The 18,037-nt window shown below is 61.9% G+C and carries 15 protein-coding genes; 7 read left to right on the plus strand and 8 right to left on the minus strand.

Annotated elements, in window-relative coordinates:
* The first annotated feature begins 16 nt into the window (after positions 1–16).
* The 3 genes from AC1RME_RS08315 to AC1RME_RS08325 all read left to right on the plus strand — a co-directional run bounded on the left by AC1RME_RS08315 (position 17) and on the right by AC1RME_RS08325 (position 3,544).
* Positions 17–694 (plus strand): DUF1028 domain-containing protein, encoded by a 678-nt coding sequence (locus AC1RME_RS08315; protein ID WP_096820095.1) that lies wholly within the window; start codon positions 17–19, stop codon positions 692–694.
* Positions 691–1,839 carry an acetylornithine deacetylase gene (argE, locus tag AC1RME_RS08320; protein ID WP_096820096.1) on the plus strand — a complete coding sequence of 383 codons (1,149 nt, stop codon included), beginning with the start codon at positions 691–693 and terminating at the stop codon, positions 1,837–1,839. Before AC1RME_RS08315 ends, argE begins: the two co-directional genes overlap by 4 nt.
* 289 nt (positions 1,840–2,128) lie before the next feature.
* On the plus strand, positions 2,129–3,544 hold the full coding sequence (locus tag AC1RME_RS08325) for a purine-cytosine permease family protein (RefSeq protein ID WP_096820097.1): 1,416 nt from the start codon (positions 2,129–2,131) through the stop codon (positions 3,542–3,544).
* A 71-nt stretch (positions 3,545–3,615) separates the two neighbouring features.
* Here AC1RME_RS08325 and AC1RME_RS08330 read toward each other — a convergent pair whose 3' ends face one another.
* Positions 3,616–4,113 (minus strand): winged helix-turn-helix transcriptional regulator, encoded by a 498-nt coding sequence (locus AC1RME_RS08330; protein WP_096820098.1) that lies wholly within the window; start codon positions 4,111–4,113, stop codon positions 3,616–3,618.
* 99 nt (positions 4,114–4,212) lie between these two features.
* On the opposite strand from AC1RME_RS08330, the gene AC1RME_RS08335 reads away from it, so the two are divergent.
* Positions 4,213–4,851 carry a cysteine hydrolase family protein gene (locus AC1RME_RS08335; RefSeq protein WP_096820099.1) on the plus strand — a complete coding sequence of 213 codons (639 nt, stop codon included), beginning with the start codon at positions 4,213–4,215 and terminating at the stop codon, positions 4,849–4,851.
* Positions 4,848–6,413 (plus strand): aldehyde dehydrogenase (NADP(+)), encoded by a 1,566-nt coding sequence (locus AC1RME_RS08340; RefSeq protein ID WP_493090976.1) that lies wholly within the window; start codon positions 4,848–4,850, stop codon positions 6,411–6,413. The genes AC1RME_RS08335 and AC1RME_RS08340 overlap by 4 nt, the downstream gene beginning before the upstream one ends.
* A gap of 58 nt (positions 6,414–6,471) precedes the next feature.
* On the opposite strand, the gene AC1RME_RS08345 is transcribed toward AC1RME_RS08340, so the two are convergent.
* The 3 genes from AC1RME_RS08345 to ptrR all read right to left on the minus strand — a co-directional run bounded on the left by AC1RME_RS08345 (position 6,472) and on the right by ptrR (position 8,671).
* Positions 6,472–6,900 (minus strand): TOBE domain-containing protein, encoded by a 429-nt coding sequence (locus tag AC1RME_RS08345; protein WP_096820101.1) that lies wholly within the window; start codon positions 6,898–6,900, stop codon positions 6,472–6,474.
* 131 nt (positions 6,901–7,031) lie between these two features.
* Complete coding sequence (locus tag AC1RME_RS08350) at positions 7,032–7,694, minus strand: M24 family metallopeptidase (protein WP_096820102.1); 663 nt, start codon at positions 7,692–7,694, stop codon at positions 7,032–7,034.
* Between the two features lie 95 nt (positions 7,695–7,789).
* On the minus strand, positions 7,790–8,671 hold the full coding sequence (ptrR, locus tag AC1RME_RS08355; RefSeq protein ID WP_039767672.1) for a putrescine utilization regulator PtrR: 882 nt from the start codon (positions 8,669–8,671) through the stop codon (positions 7,790–7,792).
* A gap of 103 nt (positions 8,672–8,774) precedes the next feature.
* On the opposite strand from ptrR, the gene AC1RME_RS08360 reads away from it, so the two are divergent.
* Positions 8,775–10,166, plus strand: coding sequence for an aldehyde dehydrogenase family protein (locus AC1RME_RS08360; RefSeq protein ID WP_096820103.1), 1,392 nt, complete (start codon positions 8,775–8,777; stop codon positions 10,164–10,166).
* 49 nt (positions 10,167–10,215) lie between these two features.
* Here the strand turns inward: AC1RME_RS08360 and AC1RME_RS08365 are convergent, their stop codons facing one another.
* Both AC1RME_RS08365 and AC1RME_RS08370 read right to left on the minus strand, forming a co-directional pair.
* The gene (locus AC1RME_RS08365; protein WP_096820104.1) at positions 10,216–11,748 is read right to left on the minus strand and encodes an MFS transporter; all 1,533 of its coding nucleotides are present in this window, start codon (positions 11,746–11,748) and stop codon (positions 10,216–10,218) included.
* Between the two features lie 76 nt (positions 11,749–11,824).
* Positions 11,825–12,655: an oxidoreductase gene (locus AC1RME_RS08370; protein ID WP_493090979.1), complete on the minus strand. Its 831-nt coding sequence runs from the start codon at positions 12,653–12,655 to the stop codon at positions 11,825–11,827.
* Between the two features lie 130 nt (positions 12,656–12,785).
* Between AC1RME_RS08370 and AC1RME_RS08375 the strand changes: the two genes are divergently transcribed.
* On the plus strand, positions 12,786–13,691 hold the full coding sequence (locus AC1RME_RS08375) for a LysR family transcriptional regulator (protein WP_096820106.1): 906 nt from the start codon (positions 12,786–12,788) through the stop codon (positions 13,689–13,691).
* On the opposite strand, the gene AC1RME_RS08380 is transcribed toward AC1RME_RS08375, so the two are convergent.
* Positions 13,692–14,861 carry an acetyltransferase domain-containing protein gene (locus AC1RME_RS08380; RefSeq protein ID WP_493090981.1) on the minus strand — a complete coding sequence of 390 codons (1,170 nt, stop codon included), beginning with the start codon at positions 14,859–14,861 and terminating at the stop codon, positions 13,692–13,694. It abuts the gene before it with no gap.
* Positions 14,862–14,966: 105 nt separating this feature from the next.
* A complete protein-coding gene (gene ydiJ / locus AC1RME_RS08385; RefSeq protein ID WP_096820108.1) occupies positions 14,967–17,996 on the minus strand; it encodes a D-2-hydroxyglutarate dehydrogenase YdiJ in 3,030 nt (1,009 codons plus the stop codon).
* Between the last annotated feature and the right edge of the window lie 41 nt (positions 17,997–18,037).

The raw sequence follows: 18,037 nt of genomic DNA on the forward strand, positions 1-18,037 counted from the left end.
CGAAAGGAGGCCACACATGACATTTTCCATCGTCGCCCGCTGCCCCGAAACCGGCCAGTTCGGCATCGCCATCAGTTCCTCCAGCATTGCCGTCGGCGCCCGTTGTCCATGGCTGTTGCCGGGTGTCGGCGCGGTGTCGAGCCAGAACATCACCCTGCCGTCCCTCGGCCCGGAAGTGCTCGCCTTGATGGAGCAAGGCCTGGCGCCCGAGGCAGCGCTGGACAAGGTGCTCACCCGCAACGGCTACAGTCAGTACCGGCAGATCACGGCAATCAACCACCTCGGGCAGACCGCGCATTTCAGCGGCGCACAAACCCTGGGCGTGCACAACGCCGTGTCGGGCGAACAGTGCGTAGCGGCGGGCAACATGCTCGCCGGGCGCTCGGTGATCGAAGCCATGGTCAGCGCGTTCGAAGAAGGCGAAGGCCAATTGGCCGACCGTCTGATCAAGGCCCTGCACGCCGCCCAGGCCCTGGGCGGTGAAGCAGGTCCGGTGCATTCGGCAGCCGTGGTCGTGGTCGGCGAGTTGACCTGGCCCATCGTCAACCTTCGGGTGGACTGGGCCGATGAAGACCCGATCGGTCAATTGCAAAAGCTCTGGGACGCCTATTGCCCGCAGCTTCAGGACTATATCGACCGTGCCCTGGATCCGGCCAAGGCGCCGGGCTATGGGGTTGCCGGAGACAACCGATGAGCGACAGCGTCGCGTTGCTCAAGACGCTGGTGGGGTTCGACACCACCAGCCGTGAGTCCAACCTGCAATTGATCGACTTCGTGCGTAGCTACCTCGAAAGTTTCGATGTGCCATGCGAGCTGATCTACAACGAAGACCGCAGCAAGGCCAACCTGTTCGCCACCATTGGCCCGGCAGATCGGCCGGGGATTGTGTTGTCGGGGCACACCGATGTGGTGCCTGCTGATGGTCAGCCATGGACCGTGCCACCGTTCGAACTCAGCGAGCGCGACGGCAAGTTGTACGGTCGCGGCACGGCGGACATGAAGGGCTACATCGCCTGCGTGCTGGCGTTGGTGCCGTCGTTGGTCAAAGTACCGCTGCGCATGCCGGTACACATTGCGCTGTCCTACGACGAAGAGGTCGGTTGCCTCGGTGTGCGTTCGCTGCTCAAGGTGCTGGAGCAACGTCCGGTCAAACCGTTGCTGTGCATCATCGGCGAGCCGACCGAACTCAAACCGGTGCTCGGGCACAAGGGCAAACTGGCGATGCGCTGCGATGTCCAGGGTCACGCCTGTCATTCGGCCTACGCGCCACTCGGGGTCAATGCCATCGAATGCGCCGCCGAGTTGATCGGCGAGTTGGGACGCATCGGCCGCCAGCTCAAGGATGAACACCTCGACCCGCGCTTTGACCCGCCGTATTCAACGGTGCAAACCGGCGTGATCAGCGGCGGCAAGGCGTTGAACATCGTCCCTGCCGATTGCCGTTTTGATTTCGAAATCCGCGCCCTGCCCTCGCTGGATCCGGTTATCGTCGCGCAGCAACTCAAGACCTATGCCGAACAGCAAATGCTGCCGCGCATGCGGGCCGTCAGCGAGCAGAGCGATATCCGGTTCAGCGAACTGTCGGCGTATCCGGGACTGGCGACGGATGCCCGGAGCCAGGCTGCCGAATTGATCGCCACGTTCTGTGGCTCGGACGATTTCGGCACTGTTGCGTTTGGGACCGAAGGCGGCTTGTTCGACGCGGTGGGGATTCCCACGGTGGTGTGCGGGCCCGGCAGCATGGACCAGGGTCACAAGCCGGACGAGTTTGTCAGCCGCGATCAGCTCAAGGCCTGCGATGAGATGCTGCAACGGATGCTGGCTTCGATTCGCCTTTGAAAAAACGGTCTGGCTGCTGGATTCAAGTCCGCAGCCAAGCCGCAGGTTCACCGACAGACAGCTGCTCCGATGGAGGTCAGCTGCGTTGTCGCTCATGGCGCTGAAACACCCGAAACAGAGCGCTTTCAGCTGACCGGAGAACCTCGTTTTTTTAACGCCTGAAGCAACAAAACTACTAATTTATCTCTCCCCTTTCCTTGCCCATGATCGACCCCAACAAGAAATGCGCCGTCCGTGCCGGCGCTCACTGAAGTACGTCCACGTACTCGTCCTTGCCTTGGAGTTCGTCATGGCCACCTCTGCAACAACGTCCGCACCGCTCATTGAAAAACACACGATCGGCTATGTGCCGCCCGAAGATCGCCACGGAAAGGTTCGGGATCTGTTCACCCTCTGGTTCGGCGGCAACATCGCGCCGCTGCCCATCGTCACCGGCGCACTCGGCGTGCAGCTGTTTCACCTGAATCTGGTGTGGGGCATCGTCGCCATTCTGGTCGGCCATCTGGTCGGCGGTGTGCTTATGGCGCTGCACTCGGCGCAAGGCCCACAGATGGGCATTCCGCAGATGATCCAGAGTCGTGCGCAATTCGGTTCCCTCGGCGCGCTGCTGGTGGTGTTGATTGCCGGCGTCATGTACATCGGTTTCTTCGCCTCCAACATCGTGCTCGCTGGCAAGTCCCTGCATGGCGTGGTCGACAGCGTTCCGGTGCCGGTCGGCATCGTGATCGGCGCGCTGGGGTCGGGGATCATCGGGATCATCGGTTACCGCTTCATCCACGTGCTCAACCGCATCGGCACCTGGGTGTTGGGGATCGGCATCGTGGTCGGCTTTGGCTACATCCTGACTCACGTGCAGACGGCTGACTTCCTCACCCGTGGCGGTTTCAACCTTTCGGGCTGGCTCGCCACCGTGTCGCTGGCGGCGTTGTGGCAGATTGCGTTTGCGCCGTATGTGTCGGATTACTCGCGCTATCTGCCAGCCAATGTGCCGGTGGCCGCGACGTTCTGGACCACTTACCTCGGTTCCGCACTGGGCTCCAGCCTGTCGTTCATTTTCGGTGCCGTCGCCGTGCTGGCAACCCCGGTGGGCATGGACACCATGGACGCGGTGAAACTCGCCACCGGCTCGATCGGCCCGCTGATGCTAGTGCTGTTCCTGCTCAGCGTGATCAGCCATAACGCGCTCAACCTGTACGGCGCGGTGCTGTCGCTGATCACGTTGGTACAGACTTTCGCCTATCGCTGGATTCCGACCGCCAAGAGCCGCGCGGTGATTTCGCTGATCGTACTGCTCGCCTGCTGCTTCGCTGCAGTCGGCGCGTCGTCAGACTTCATCGGGCACTTCGTCGACATGGTGCTGGTGCTGCTGGTGGTGTTGGTGCCGTGGACCGCGATCAACCTGATCGACTTCTACGCCATCCACAAAGGCCAGTACGACATCGCCTCGATCTTCCAGGTCGACGGTGGCATCTACGGCCGCTACAACCCGCAGGCCTTGCTGGCGTATGCGATCGGGATCGCGGTGCAGATTCCGTTCATGAACACGCCGCTGTACGTTGGCCCGGTGTCGGCGCACATCAACGGCGCGGACCTTTCCTGGCTGGTGGGGTTGCTGGTGACGTCGCCGCTGTATTTCTGGTTGGCCAGTCGTGACAGTGCTTATCGTCGGCGACTGATGACCGGGAAGCTGGCGGGCAATCTGTAAGTCATCCGATCTTTGCTGATACACGAAGGCCCTCAACTGTGAGGGCCTTTTTTTGCTTTGGCTGGAACCGCCTATTTCGCCTTGAACGCCTCGCGCCGCGCTTGCCGCTCGGCGACATAAGCCTCTTGCGGCTGGCTGATCAGATCCTCGCGCCGCAACAGTTCCCCGCAGTGATCGCACAGCGGTCCGAGGCCGGCGCTGTGGTTGCAGTGCTTGTGGATCATGTTCACGGCCAGCCCCTCCTCCGGCGACTTGCACCAGGTCTCTCCCCAGGCGCGCAACGCGATCACCACTGGGTAGAACGCCTCGCCCTTCGCGGTGAGGTGGTACTCATAGCGTTTCGGCCGCTCGTTGTACAAGCGACGCTCGACCAGTCCGTCTGCCTCCAGGCTTTTCAGACGAGCGGCTACCATCTGCGGCGTACCGCCGGTCTGGGCCTGAATCTCGTCATAGCGATGGCTGCCCATGAACAACTCGCGCAAAACCAGCACCGTCCAGCGGTCGCCGACGATCGCCTCGGCCCGGGAAATCGGGCACAGCGTATCGGGAAGACTATCGTTTACAGCCATCAGGGCTTGCCTCTTTCACAGTTACTATGATTATCATATCAACACGATGCGGGAACAAGCCCTGAGCATCGATCACTCTCATTGCCGGAGTACATCGTCATGTCGAAACCTCTCTATCCACTCGACAGAACCGCCTACCTGCTGGTCGATCCGTACAACGATTTCCTCTCGGACGGCGGCAAGATCTTTCCGCTGATCAAACCGATCGCCGACCAGAACGGCCTGCTCGACAACCTGCGCAAACTCGACCGCGCCGTGCGTGGCCTGCAGATTCCGGTGGTCATCGTACCGCATCACCGCTGGGTCAAAGGCGACTACGAGAACTGGGATCACCCAAGCCCGACCCAACAAAAGATCATGCACATGCACCACTTTGCCCGTGGCGAATGGGGCGGTGAATGGCACCCGGATTTCGCGCCGAAGGACGGCGACATCGTCGCTCAGGAGCATTGGGGCTCCAGTGGTTTTGCCAACACCGACCTCGATTTTCGCCTCAAGCAGAAGAGCATCACCCACGTGATCATCGTCGGCTTGCTGGCCAACACCTGCATCGAAGCCACCGCCCGCTACGCCAGCGAACTGGGTTACCACGTCACGCTGGTGCGCGACGCGACCGCGGCGTTCAAACCAGAGATGATGCATTCCGCCCATGAGCTGAACGGCCCGACCTTCGCCCATGTCGTCACGACCACCGACGAGTTGATCGCCAGCCTCAACACACAGGGTGAGTCGAAATGAGTCTGACCGGCCACCTGCTGATCGGCGCCTCTGACATCCCCGCCACCGAGGGCACGATGAAAGCGCTGAATCCGGCAACCCATCAACTGATCGAACCAGAGTTCGCCTTTGGCGGCGCGGCCCAGGTCGATCAGGCTGCAACCCTTGCCGACGCGGCATTCGACAGCTACAGCCATACCTCGCTGGCCGAACGCGCGGCGTTTCTGGAGAGCATCGCCGATAACCTCGACGCCGTCCGTGAGGAACTGGCCGCCCGCGCCGCATTGGAAACCGGTTTGCCCCAAGCGCAACTGGAAGGCGAAGCCGCCAAGGCCGCTACCCAGTTCCGCCAGTTCGCCGACGTGGTGCGCAAGGGTCGCTTCCTGCAACTGGCCATCGACCCGGCGCAACCTGAGCGTCAGCCCCGGCCACGGATGGATCACCGGCTGCAAAAGATCGCGATAGGCCCGGTGGCGATCTTCGGCGCCAGCAACTTCCCGATCTCCTATTCGGTGGCCGGCGGCGACACCGCCTCGGCGCTTGCGGCCGGTGCGACGGTGATTCTCAAGGCCCACAACGCCCACCCCGGCGCCTCGGAAATCCAGGCCCTCGCCATCCGCAAGGCCGTACAGGCACACGGTTTGCACGAAGGGGTTTTCTCCATGGTCCGCGGCGGCGGCAATGCCATCGGTGAAGCGCTGGTCGATCACCCGCTGATCAAAGCGGTGACCTTCACCGGTTCGGAACTGGGCGGCATGGCGCTCTATCGCCGCGCGCAGTTGCGTCCCGACCCGATCCCGGTGTTCACCGAAATGACCAGCGTCAACCCGACCTTCATCCTGCCCGCAGCAATGGCGGCACGCGGCGCGGAAATCGGTGATGGTTTCGCCGAGCGGATGCTGGTCAATGTCGGGCAAGCCTGCCTGTGTCCGTCGATCCTGATCGCGGTCAAGGGCGATGGCCTGCAAGCATTGCGCAGCGCCATGATCAAACGGATCAGTGATGCACCGGCACGCACGATGCTGACCCCGGGGATTCACGGTTCATACGTCAAAGGGCTGGTGGCGATGGAAAGCGTTGGTGCGAATCTGGTGGCAGTCGGCGCACCAGCGGATGGCCAATTTGAAGGCCGCTCGGCGCTGCTGGAAGTTGACGGTCAACGCCTGCTCGGCGAACCGGCGCTGGCCCATGAAGTGTTCGGTCCGGCCGCGTTGCTGGTAACGGTCAACGATGAGGAAGAATTGCTGGCGGTCGCGCGGTCGTTCAAAGGCCAACTGAGCGCGGCCATTCACCTCGAAGACCGCGATCTGGACCTGGCTCGGCGTCTGCTGCCGATCCTCGAACGTCGCACCGGACGCATCGTGGTCAACGCCTTCGCCCATCCTCAGGAAGTGACTTTCGCCACCGTGCACGGCGGGCCGTTCCCGGCCACTTCGGACAGTCGCTTTACCTCGGTCGGCATGACCTCGATCGAGCGCTTTTTGCGGCCGGTGGCGTATCAGGGTTTTCCGGATGTGTTGTTGCCGGAGGTGTTGCGCGACGGAAATCTACTCGACCTACCCCGCAGTATCGATGGCCAATAAAAAATGCCCGGTTCGGCAAATCACCGAACCGGGCATTTTTATCGAGTCGCGTGTTTAATCAGGCCGGCACACCCAGAATGATGTGCGAAGCCTTGATCACCGCCGTCGCACTGATGCCAGCGGCCAGGCCCAGTTCGTTCACCGCGTCGCGGGTCACGATCGAATAGACCTTCGAACCGCCGGCCAGCTCGATCACTACTTCAGCGTTGACGGCGCCATCGGTCACGCTCAGCACCTTGCCTTGCAGGCAGTTGCGGGCCGACAGGCGAATGCCGTCGGATTCGGTCATCAGCATCACCCAAGGCGCCTTGACCAGCGCAACGGCTTCTTTGCCCACCGCGATGCCCAGGCTCTTGAGGCTGGCCAGGGTCACGACAGCAACCAGCTTCTCGCCGCCCGGCAGGGTCAGGACAACTTCCGCGTTGACCGAGCCTTCCTGAACCTGGCTGACCTGACCTTTAAAAACGTTGCGGGCACTGACTTTCATGATGGACGTCCTTTTTTTGACTTTTGAGTTAGGAAACGGCCTGCATCATCTGAGCAAGCGCTATGTAGTTACAACTACAGCGCTGCACCTGAATGAACATCGACTCCTGACTCTAGCACCGCCAAAGTGAATCAGATCAGCAGGTCTTCATAGAAGGCGCCGTACGGAAGTTCAGGGTGCTCGATCTGGATTTCCAGAATCCACACACCGGCATTCGGAGCCTGATCGAAATCCCCCAGATTGCCGCCCCGATAGATCGCATGGGGAAAATCACTGACCCGGTGGCCCTTGATGTCCAGGTTCAGTTTCCAGCCCATGGCCTCGGCCTGATCGGTGGCGTAGCGATACAACTCGACACCGGTTACGCCCTGACGCCAAAAGGCCTCGACCTTGTCGAAGAGTGCTTTGGAGGCCGCCGCGCAAGCGATCATTTGCGGATCGGACCCGGTGACGAACGTCGCCCCGGCATCGCCTTCATGGCCTTCCCAGACCACGCCCATGTCGATGAAGAAAATGTCTTCCTCGCCCAGCACCGGATCGCCTTCGGAGCGTTCCTTGAAGGTCTTCAGCGTGTTGGCACCGAAGCGGATCAGCAGCGGATGCCAGATCCGGTCCATGCCCAGTTCGACGAGAATTTCCTTGCCCCGTGCATGGGCTTCCGATTCGCGCATACCGGGCTTGATCACCTTGGCGATCTCGTCCACGGCCTTCCAAGTCAACTGCTGGGCGTGACGCATCGTCTCCAGCACAAAACGTTCGCCTACCGCTTCTTTGCCGCTCAGGGCTGTGGTCATCGCTGATTCCTTCTGGCTAATCGCGCATCGCTTGCGCTGTATAGTTTTTTATATTGCGAAACAGGACGCCTAAGATACAACCATGACACAAAGTGTCAATTCTCTTCTGCACGCACCACGCCGCGCTCCTCAAGCAAGCGCACGAACATGCTCAGACTGCGCGACACGGTGCCCCGCCGCCACACCAGCCACGTCGTCAGATAGCGAAAATCCGCCGCCAGCGGCCACACACTCACCGTCGCGCAACCGGGCATGCTCTGCAACATGCTGCGCGGCATCAGAGCCAGACCGGCGCCCGCACTGACGCAGGCGAGCATGCCGTGATAGGACTCCATTTCGAAGATCTTGCCGGGTACGGCAGCGTCGGTGCTGAACCATTTTTCGAAGTGATGGCGATAGGAGCAGTTCGAGCGAAAGGCATAGATGTTCTCGCCATTCACGTCCGCAGCGCGCTGGATCGGCCCGTGATGAAGCGGCGAGATGATGACCATTTCCTCTTCGAACGCCGGGATGCCTTCCAGCGCCGGGTGCAAGACCGGGCCGTCGACAAATGCAGCCGCCAGGCGCCCGGAGAGGACACCGTCGATCATCGTCCCGGACGGCCCGGTCGACAGGTCCAGATCGACCTTGGGGTGTTGCTGGTTATACGTCGCCAGCAAACCGGGAATCCGTACCGCCGCCGTACTTTCCAGCGAGCCCAGCGGAAACGCGCCTTGCGGTTCCTCGCCGGCCACCGTGGCGCGCGCTTCCTGCACCAGGTCGAGAATCCGCCGCGCATACTCCAGAAAACTCCAACCGGCCGGCGACAGGCGCAAGCGGCTTTTCTCGCGGATGAACAAGTCGACGCCCAGATCCTCCTCCAACTGCTTGATGCGCGTCGTCAGGTTCGACGGCACGCGGTGGATCTGCGCCGCCGCCGCGCTGATGCTGCCGTGCTCGGCAACGGCCTTGAAGATTTCCAGTTGCACCAGATCCACAGTCATTCTCCAATCGTGAAAGAAACGCTCTTTATTATTCAGTTTCCAGAAATCAAACGCCACCCTACTCTGAGCGCATCCACTGACCTCGCAGGACGATGCCATGAGCCCGATTTCCAGCCAGACCCACGCCATCTCGATCAACCCCGCCACTGGCGAGCAGATCGGTCACTACGCCTTCGAATCCGCCGAGGCCCTCGATGCCGCGCTGACCCGTGCCGCGTTCGGTTTCGGCAAGTGGAAACGCAAACCGCTGCAGGATCGCTCCCGCGCCCTGACCGCGCTGGCCGGCGCCCTGCGTGACAGCAGCGAAGCCATGGCGACCATGATCACCCAGGAAATGGGCAAGCCGATCGCCCAGGCCCGTGGCGAAATCGAGAAATGCGCCAAGCTTTGCGAGTGGTACGCCGAACACGGCCCGGCCATGCTCAACGCCGAAGCAACACTGGTCGAAGGCGGCAAGGCGCGCATCGAATACCGTCCGCTGGGGCCGATCCTCGCCGTAATGCCGTGGAACTTCCCGATCTGGCAAGTGCTGCGCGGCGCCGTCCCGGCGTTGATCGCCGGCAACACCTACGTGCTCAAGCATGCGCCGAACGTGATGGGCAGCGCCTATCTGTTGCGTGATGCCTTCATTCGCGCCGGTTTTGCCGATGGCGTGTTTGAAGTGATCAACGTCACCCCGGAAGGCGTGTCCACTGCCATCGCCGACCCGCGCATTGCCGCCGTGACCCTGACCGGCAGCGTCCGCGCCGGCATGGCCATCGGCGCACAGGCCGGTGCTGCACTGAAGAAATGCGTACTGGAACTGGGTGGTTCCGATCCGTTCATCGTGCTCAACGACGCCGATATCGATGAAGCCGTACAAGCAGCAGTGATTGGTCGTTACCAGAACTCCGGCCAGGTCTGCGCCGCCGCCAAACGCCTGATCATCGAAGAAGGCGTGGTTGAAGAATTCACCCGCAAATTCGTCGAAGCCACCCGCCAGTTGAAGATGGGCGATCCGTTGTCCGCCGACAACTACATCGGCCCGATGGCCCGCTTCGATTTGCGCGACGAACTGGATCAGCAAGTGCGCGACACCCTGGAAGAAGGCGCCACCCTGCTGCTCGGTGGCGGCAAGGCCCAAGGGCCGGGCAACTACTACGAGCCGACCGTATTGGCCAACGTCACCGACCGCATGACCTCGTTCAAACAGGAATTGTTCGGCCCGGTAGCCTCGATCATCACCGCACGCGACTGCGCCCACGCTGTGGCCCTGGCCAACGACAGCGAGTTCGGTCTGACCGCTACGATCTACACCGCCAACGTCACCCTGGCCCAGCAGCTGACCAGCGAACTGGAAACCGGTGGCGTGTTCATCAACGGCTACTCCGCCAGTGATCCGCGTGTGACCTTCGGCGGCGTGAAGAAGAGCGGTTTCGGCCGCGAGCTGTCGCACTTCGGTGTACGCGAGTTCTGCAATGCGCAAACCGTGTGGCTGGATCGCCGCTGATCCAATGAACAAAGCCCGGAAGCGTTTTGCGCTTCCGGGCTTTTTCATTTCAAGCCGCCGCCTGTTGTGGCTCCGATACCGTCCGTTCCTTGCTCAACAGCCCCAGCACCACAGCCGCTGACGCCAGCGTGATGATCGTCAGGATGTGCAGCAGATACTGGAACGCCGAAGCGTAACCTTGCACCAGACGTTCATTGGCCAACCCTGGAATCGTGTTGATCGCGTGAGCCATGTCGCCAGTGGTCACCCGGTGCGCGGTCTCGGCAATCAGCGCGGCGTCTGCACCACCGGCCACGGCCTGCAGATTGGTATGCAGCAGCGAGGCAAGAATCGCCGCCACGCTGGCCAGTGCAATCCCCTCGCCCGCCACCCGCACCGTGTTGAAAATCCCGGCCGCCATGCCGGCGCGTTCTTTCGGCACCACGCTGACCGACAGCCCGTCCATCAAGCCCCACGGCAAACCTGCGCCAATCCCGATCAACACCATCGGTACCACCAGCGCAAATTTTGGCTCGCCGACGTTATACAGGCTCAGCCAATGCAGACCTACAGCAGCAATCAGGAAACCCACGCCCGACAAAATGCCGGCCGAGACAAAACGGGTCATGGACGCCGCGAGCATCGGCACCACCAGCATCGGCGCCGACAGCGCCAGCAACAGCAGACCGGCATCGATTTCACTCAAGCCTTCGACGCCGATAAACCGCAGCGGCAGCATGACCACCAGCACGATGTAGCAAAAGCAGGTGCCAATCGGCAGCATCTGCACACCGATGAAGCGTGGAAAACGGAACAGGGTCAGGTCGAGCATCGGGCGTTTCACGCGCATTTCGATAAGGACGAACAGCGCCAGTAATAACGCCGAAGCGCCCAACAGCCCCACTACCAACGGACTGCCCCAACCGCTTTCGGGGGCCTGGATCACACCGAACGTGAACAGCGCCAGCATCGAACTGAACGTCACGGTGCCCGGCCAGTCGAGACCGCTGGCGTCTGGGTCGCGGGTCTCACGCATGCGCGGCAGACCGAAGACCATCGCAATCACACCGATCAGCGCGGTGAAGACAAAGATCGCACGCCAGTTGAACGCCTCGATCAGCGCCCCGGCCACCAATGGGCCGAACGCCAGGCCGATGCCAAACGTGGTGCCCAGCATGCTGTAGGCACGGGTGCGCGCATGGCCTTCGAATTCCTGCGCCAGCGCTGCCGAACCACTGGCCAGCGCCGCAGCCCCGGCCACGCCCTGAATCGCCCGCAACACATCCAGCCAGAACACCGAAGGCGCCAGGCTCTGGGCAATCGACGCAGCGGTAAATAGCAGCATGCCGCCCGTGAACAGGCGCTTGCGCCCATAGACATCGGCCAACGCCCCCGCCGCCATCAGCAGACTGCCGAACGACAACATGAACGCATTGGTGATCCAGGTCAGCGCCACCGGGCTGCCGCCCAAGTCACGGCCGATGGCCGGCGTCGCCACCGCGCCACCGGTAAAACTTAACGGAAGGACCAGTGCCGACAGGCAAATGGCCGCGAGGATCAGCAGTTTGTCGCGCGCGCCATGGGGCTGGGAGACGGTTGTCATGATTTCGTCCAATGAAAAGAAAAATAAGGCTGCGATCAACAGAGCGCAGCCTGCGATTGCTGAGTCGGGCGGCGTGTCAGTCCTTGAAGTCCGTGGACAGCGCCAGCGCATTCCACTCGGCCAGTTCCTGCGCCACCAATCGATTCTTCGCTTCGATCCGCGCGATGGTGTCGCTGCCCAGCGCCAGCCGTTGCGGCGGGTTCGGCGCATTGACCAGCGCCAGCATGGCTTCGGCAAACTTCACCGGATCACCCGGCTGCGCATGGTTGGCGGCTTCGGCGAAGGTGCGCATCTTGCCGACGGTTTCGTCGTAGTCCGGCAGCACCAGAGCGGTCTTGACCAGCGATTGTTCATCGAGGAAATCAGTGCGGAAGAAGCCCGGCTCGACCACCGTGGCATGAATGCCCAGCGGCGCCAGTTCCTGACGTAGCGCTTCGCTGATGCCTTCCACCGCGAACTTGGTGGAGCCGTAGACACCCCAGCCCATGTAGGCCTGATAGCCGCCAATCGATGAGATGTTGATGACCCGCCCGCTACGCTGGGCGCGCATGTGCGGCAGCACGGCGCGAGTCACGTTGAGCAGGCCGAAGACGTTGGTGGCGAACAGGCGCTCGGTTTCGCTGGCGCTGGTTTCTTCCACCGCGCCCAGTACGCCGAAGCCGGCATTGTTGATCAGCACATCAATGCGGCCAAAACGCTTGATGCCTTCCGCCACCGCTTGGTGGGCCTCTTCTTCACGGGTGACGTCCAGGCGCACCGCCAGCAGGTTCGGGTGCTCGCCGAGGCGGTCGGTAATGTCTTGCGGTTTGCGGGCGGTGGCAATCACGGCGTCGCCGGCACGCAGGGCATGTTCTGCGATGAGGGTGCCAAAACCACGGGAAGCTCCGGTAATCAGCCAGGTACGCATAGCAACTCCTCCTGTCAGTGACCCAGGCGTTATTGCCGGGCCTTCTCGATGAGTTGATGCGACTTTAAAGCCGTGCTACTGATGTGATAATCCCAACAAAATTACATGACTTTGTGAAAGGCGCTCATCAATGAAAAACCCGTCCACGGCGGATCTGTCGATCTTTCTGAGCATCGCGCAGCATCTGAATTTCAGTCGTGCAGCGGTGGATCTGGGCCTGACACCGTCGGCGCTGAGTCACTCGTTGCGCGCTCTGGAAAACCGCCTCGGCGTGCGTCTGTTCAATCGCACCACCCGCAGCGTGGCCCTGACCGAGGCCGGTGAGCGCCTTTACTCCCGGTTGAAACCGGCGTTTCGCGATATCGAAGATGCGCTTGAAGACCTCAACCATTTTCGCGACAAGCCCTCGGGCAACCTGCGCATTACCTCCGGGCGCCAGGCGTGTGAACTGGTGCTGCTGCCGATTGCCAGCGAGTTCCTGCAGGCCTACCCGGACATTCGTCTGGAGGTGGTCGAAAGCGATGCGCTGCTGGATATCGTCGCTGCGGGATTCGATGCCGGTGTACGTTTCGGCAACCGGTTGGAGGCGGACATGGTGTCGCTGCCCATCGGACCGAACCTGCGTTCGGTGGTGGTCGGCTCGCCGGCGTTTTTCCAGCGGCATCCCGCGCCACAGAAACCGGAAGACCTGCATGCCCTGCCCTGCATCCGCCATCGGTTCCCGAGCGGTTCGATGTACCGCTGGGAATTCGAACGTGGTGGCATTGAACAGGAAATCGAAGTCAACGGCCCGCTGACGCTGGGCGATGTCAGCCTGATGGTCGGCCCGGCGTTGCAAGGTTTGGGGCTGGCCTATGTGTTCGAAGACATGGTCAGCGAGCACCTCGCGGCCGGGCGTCTGGTGCAGGTGTTGGCGGACTGGTGCCCGTACTATCCCGGCCTGCATCTGTATTACCCGAGCCGGCGCCATGTACCGGCGCCGCTCAAGGCTTTCATCGACTTTGCCCGCAACGTTCGCGACGGCAAAACGGGATAGTTACAGATACTTCAACCAGACGATGTCCCGTCGCCGGGCCTTCAGTGCGGAGAACCAGCGCACGGCCGGAAACAACCCGACCGCCAGCACCATCGCCGCCAGCCACACCGCTGCCACCGTCGAGAAACCGAAATGACTGCCCTGATTGAGCCCGACCAATGCCACGCCAATCAGGTACAGCACCTTCAGCGCATACAGGTGCAGCAGATAGAAAAACATCGGCGCCGAACCGAACACCGTCAGCCAGCGAATCCAGCGTCGATCCTGTGCACGCTCGAACACCAGCAACAGCAGCAGCCCGACACTCACTGTCAGCATGATGAACAACAGCGACGGCGGGTATTTGGTGATGTTGAAAAAACTCATCAGGGTTTGCAGGCTGCTGTCATTGAGCGACCACGGTTTCTCGCCGTAACCGTTGACCAGCCGCAGCGCCACGAAACCCAGCAGCCCGGCGATGCCAACGATCAGCAAACGCCGCTGGCGCACACCCGCATCGGCCATTCGGGCAAACCATGGCCCCAGCGCGTAACCCAAACCGATCACACCGATCCACGGCAGCAGCGGGTACGACGTGCGCAAGCGCAAGCTCTCGCTGACTTCGATCCAGCCCCGGTCATGCAGGATTGCCCAAGGCACGTGCAGCGCCGAATCCATGGCAAAGTGCAGACCGTCGAGCAGGTTGTGCCCGGCGATGATCGCCAGGCTCAACGTCAACAACAGCCAGCGTGGCAGCCAGACCAACAGCGACAGCGCGATCATGCTCAGGCCGATCGCCCAGATCACCTGCAGGTAGATCACGCTCGGCGGCAGCTGGAACGTCCAGGCGAAATTCACCAGGGTGAATTCGAGCACCACCAGGAACAGACCACGCTTGAACAGAAAGGCACTGACATCAGCCTTGCCGTCGTACTTTTCCCCGAACAGCCATGCCGACAATCCGGTCAGCAGCACGAAAACCGGCGCGCACAGATGCGCCAGAGTGCGACTGAAAAACAGCGCCGGCTCGGTGCTGGCGATGTCCATCGGATCGGAGACCTGACGATGCAGCAGAAAGGTTTCGCGCACGTGGTCCAGCAACATGAACAGAATGACCAGGCCGCGTAGCGCATCAATAGACAGCAGCCGGCCAGTCACCGGCGGGACATTTCGAGGAGCAGCAACGGTCATGAAAGGTTCGCAATCGAGTGAAGAGTTCGATCGGGCCGCGTACAAACGGCCCGACTATTTGCGTTACCTTATAACATGAAAAGCCGCTTCAATTGCTAACGGTTCTCAAGCCGTGCGCAGTTGCTCAAGCAGCACCTGCAACGGATGACGCACCGCCCGGTCGGCCTGACGCTTGACCTGGCTACGGCACGAATAGCCGGTCGCCAGTGCTTCGCCCCGCTCTGCCGGCGCCTCGATCTGCTTCGCCCAGGACTGCTCGTAAATCACCGCCGAAGTGTCGCGATTGCGCGCTTCGTGCCCGTAGGTGCCGGACATCCCGCAGCATCCGGTGGCCTGGGTCGTCAGTTTCAAGCCGACACGTTCGAACACTTGCTCCCATTGCCGGGTTGCGGCGGGCGCGTTGGTTTTTTCGGTGCAGTGCGCGAGCAGGCGGAAGCTTTCGCCATTCTGTGAATCCGTCCGTTGCGGCATGACTTTCAGCAGCCACTCCTGCACCAGCGCCACTTCGGGGCATTGCTCCATCCCCGGCACCTTGAGGTATTCCTGGCGATAAACCAGAGTCATCGCCGGGTCCAGCCCCACCAGCGGCACGCCAATCTCGGCCAGAGCACGCAATTGCCCGGCATTGCGCAACGCCGCGCGGTTGAACGCCGACAGGAAACCCTGCACATGCAGCGGCTTGCCGTTGGCGCTGAACGGCGCCAGATAAACCTGATACCCCAGTCGCGTAATCAGCTCGATCAGATCCGCCAGCAATGGCGCCTCGAAATACCGGGTGAACGCGTCCTGCACCAGCACCACACTGCGTTCGCGTTGCGCCTGAGTCAGCGCCGAAAGCACCTCGACCGACGCCGGTTGGACCTGCCACCGACGCATGGCCGCGTGGAAATCGAAACGGCTGAGCAACGGCACATCGACCATGCCACCAAGGCGCTCGATCAAGCGACGACTGAACGAAGCCCCCATCAAACCGTTGTAGAGAAACGGAATCCGCGCCATGTACGGAATCGTGTATTCCAGCGAGGCAATCAGATAATCCCGCGCCGGACGTAGATAGCGCGTGTGGTACAGCTCGAGAAACCGCGAACGGAAATCCGGCACGTTGACCTTCACCGGGCACTGTCCCGCGCAGGACTTGCACGCCAGGCAGCCGGCCATGGCGTCGTACACCTCGTGGGAGAAGTCTTTTTCCTGCGCACGGCTGTTGCGCCAGCGCTGCAGCAATGTGCTGAAAAACGGCGGACGACGACTGGCATCGGACAACACATCCACCCCGGCCTCGCCCTGCAACCGCAGCCATTCGCGAATCAGCGAGGCGCGGCCCTTGGGCGACTGCGCACGCTGGCGGGTGGCTTTCCACGACGGGCACATCGCATCGTCGGGATCGAAGTTGTAGCAGGCACCGTTGCCATTGCAGTGCATGGCCGCGCCGTAGTCCTGCCAGACTTTCTCGTCGATCTGCCGGTCCAGTTCGCCGCGCAGGGTCACTTCGTCGATCTTCAGCAGTGCCGCGCCAGGAATATCCGGCGTGGCAATCTTGCCCGGGTTGAACTGGTTGAATGGATCGAACGCCGCCTTCAAGGCTTGCAACGCCGGGTACAGCTCACCGAAAAAGGCCGGGGCGTATTCCGAGCGCAGGCCCTTGCCGTGCTCGCCCCACAGCAGACCGCCATAACGCTGGGTCAGCGCGGCGACGCCGTCGGACACCGGTCGAACCAGTGCCGCTTGTAGCGGGTCTTTCATGTCGAGAATCGGCCGCACGTGCAGCACGCCGGCATCGACGTGGCCGAACATGCCGTATTGCAGATTGTGGCTGTCGAGCAGTTCGCGCAGTTCGGCGATGTATTCGGCCAGGTGTTGCGGCGGCACGGCGGTGTCTTCGACAAACGGCTGCGGCCGCGCTTCACCGGCGACGTTGCCGAGCAAACCCACCGCACGCTTGCGCATGCCATAAACGCGGTTCACCGCCGCGTGACCGACGGCCAGCGTATGGCCCAAGCGCTCGACTGTGGCGTCGGAGCCCAGGTGGCGGACAAAGTCCTCGACCCGGCCTTGCAGTTCCTCGGGATCGTCGCCGCAGAACTCCACCAGGTTGATCCCCAGCGTCGGCCGCTCGGCGCTTTCCGGGAAATACTCGGCGACGCCGTGCCAGACGATGTCCTGCATCGCCAGCAACAGCACTTTGGAGTCGACGGTTTCGATCGACAGCGGCTTGAGCGCCATCAGCGCGCGGGCATCGCGCAAGGCATCCATGAAGCCGGCGTAGCGGATGTTCACCAGCATCGTGTGCTTGGGGATCGGCAACACGTTGAGCTTGGCCTCGACCACAAACCCCAGCGAACCTTCGGCACCGCACAGCACGCTGTTGAGGTTGAAACGGTTGTCGGCCTCGCGCAGGTGCGCCAGGTCGTAGCCGGTCAGGCAGCGGTTGAGGTCGGGGAAGGTTTGTCGGATCAGTTCGCCCTGCTCATCGATGATCTGCCGCGCGCAGCGGTACACCTCGCCGGCCCGCCCCTCACGGGCGCATTCCGCCGCCAGCTCACTTTCTTCCAGCGGACGGCCGTGCAATCGCTCGCCACCGCGCAGGACCATGTGCAATTCCAGAACATGGTCACGGGTCTTGCCGTAGGTGCAACTGCCCTGGCCGCTGGCGTCGGTGTTGATCATGCCGCCGACGGTGGCGCGGTTCGACGTCGACAGTTCCGGGGCGAAAAACAGCCCGGCGGATTTCAGTGCCGCGTTGAGTTGATCCTTCACCACACCGGCCTGCACCCGCACCCAACGCTGTTCAACGTTGATTTCGAGAATGCGGTTCATGTGCCGCGACAGGTCGACAACGATGCCATCGGTCAGCGATTGCCCGTTGGTACCGGTGCCACCGCCACGAGGGGTGATCACCACTTTCTGGTAAGCCGGTTCGGCGATCAGACGCGCCAGCAGCGCCACGTCATCGGCGTCCCGAGGGAATACCGCCGCTTGCGGCAAGCGCTGATAGATCGAGTTGTCGGTGGCCAGCACCACGCGGCTGGCGTAGTCAGCGCTGATTTCGCCACGAAAACCGTTGGTTTCAAGGGCTTTGAGAAACTGTTGGTAATCGGTGTTCAACGCGGTGGAAGGCGACAGCTGGGCAATCATCGGGGGGGCGATCTCGGTCAAAAACGGGCCGTGTAGCGGTG

It is taken from the genome of Pseudomonas sp. GW822-FHT03F08 (assembly GCF_058801265.1).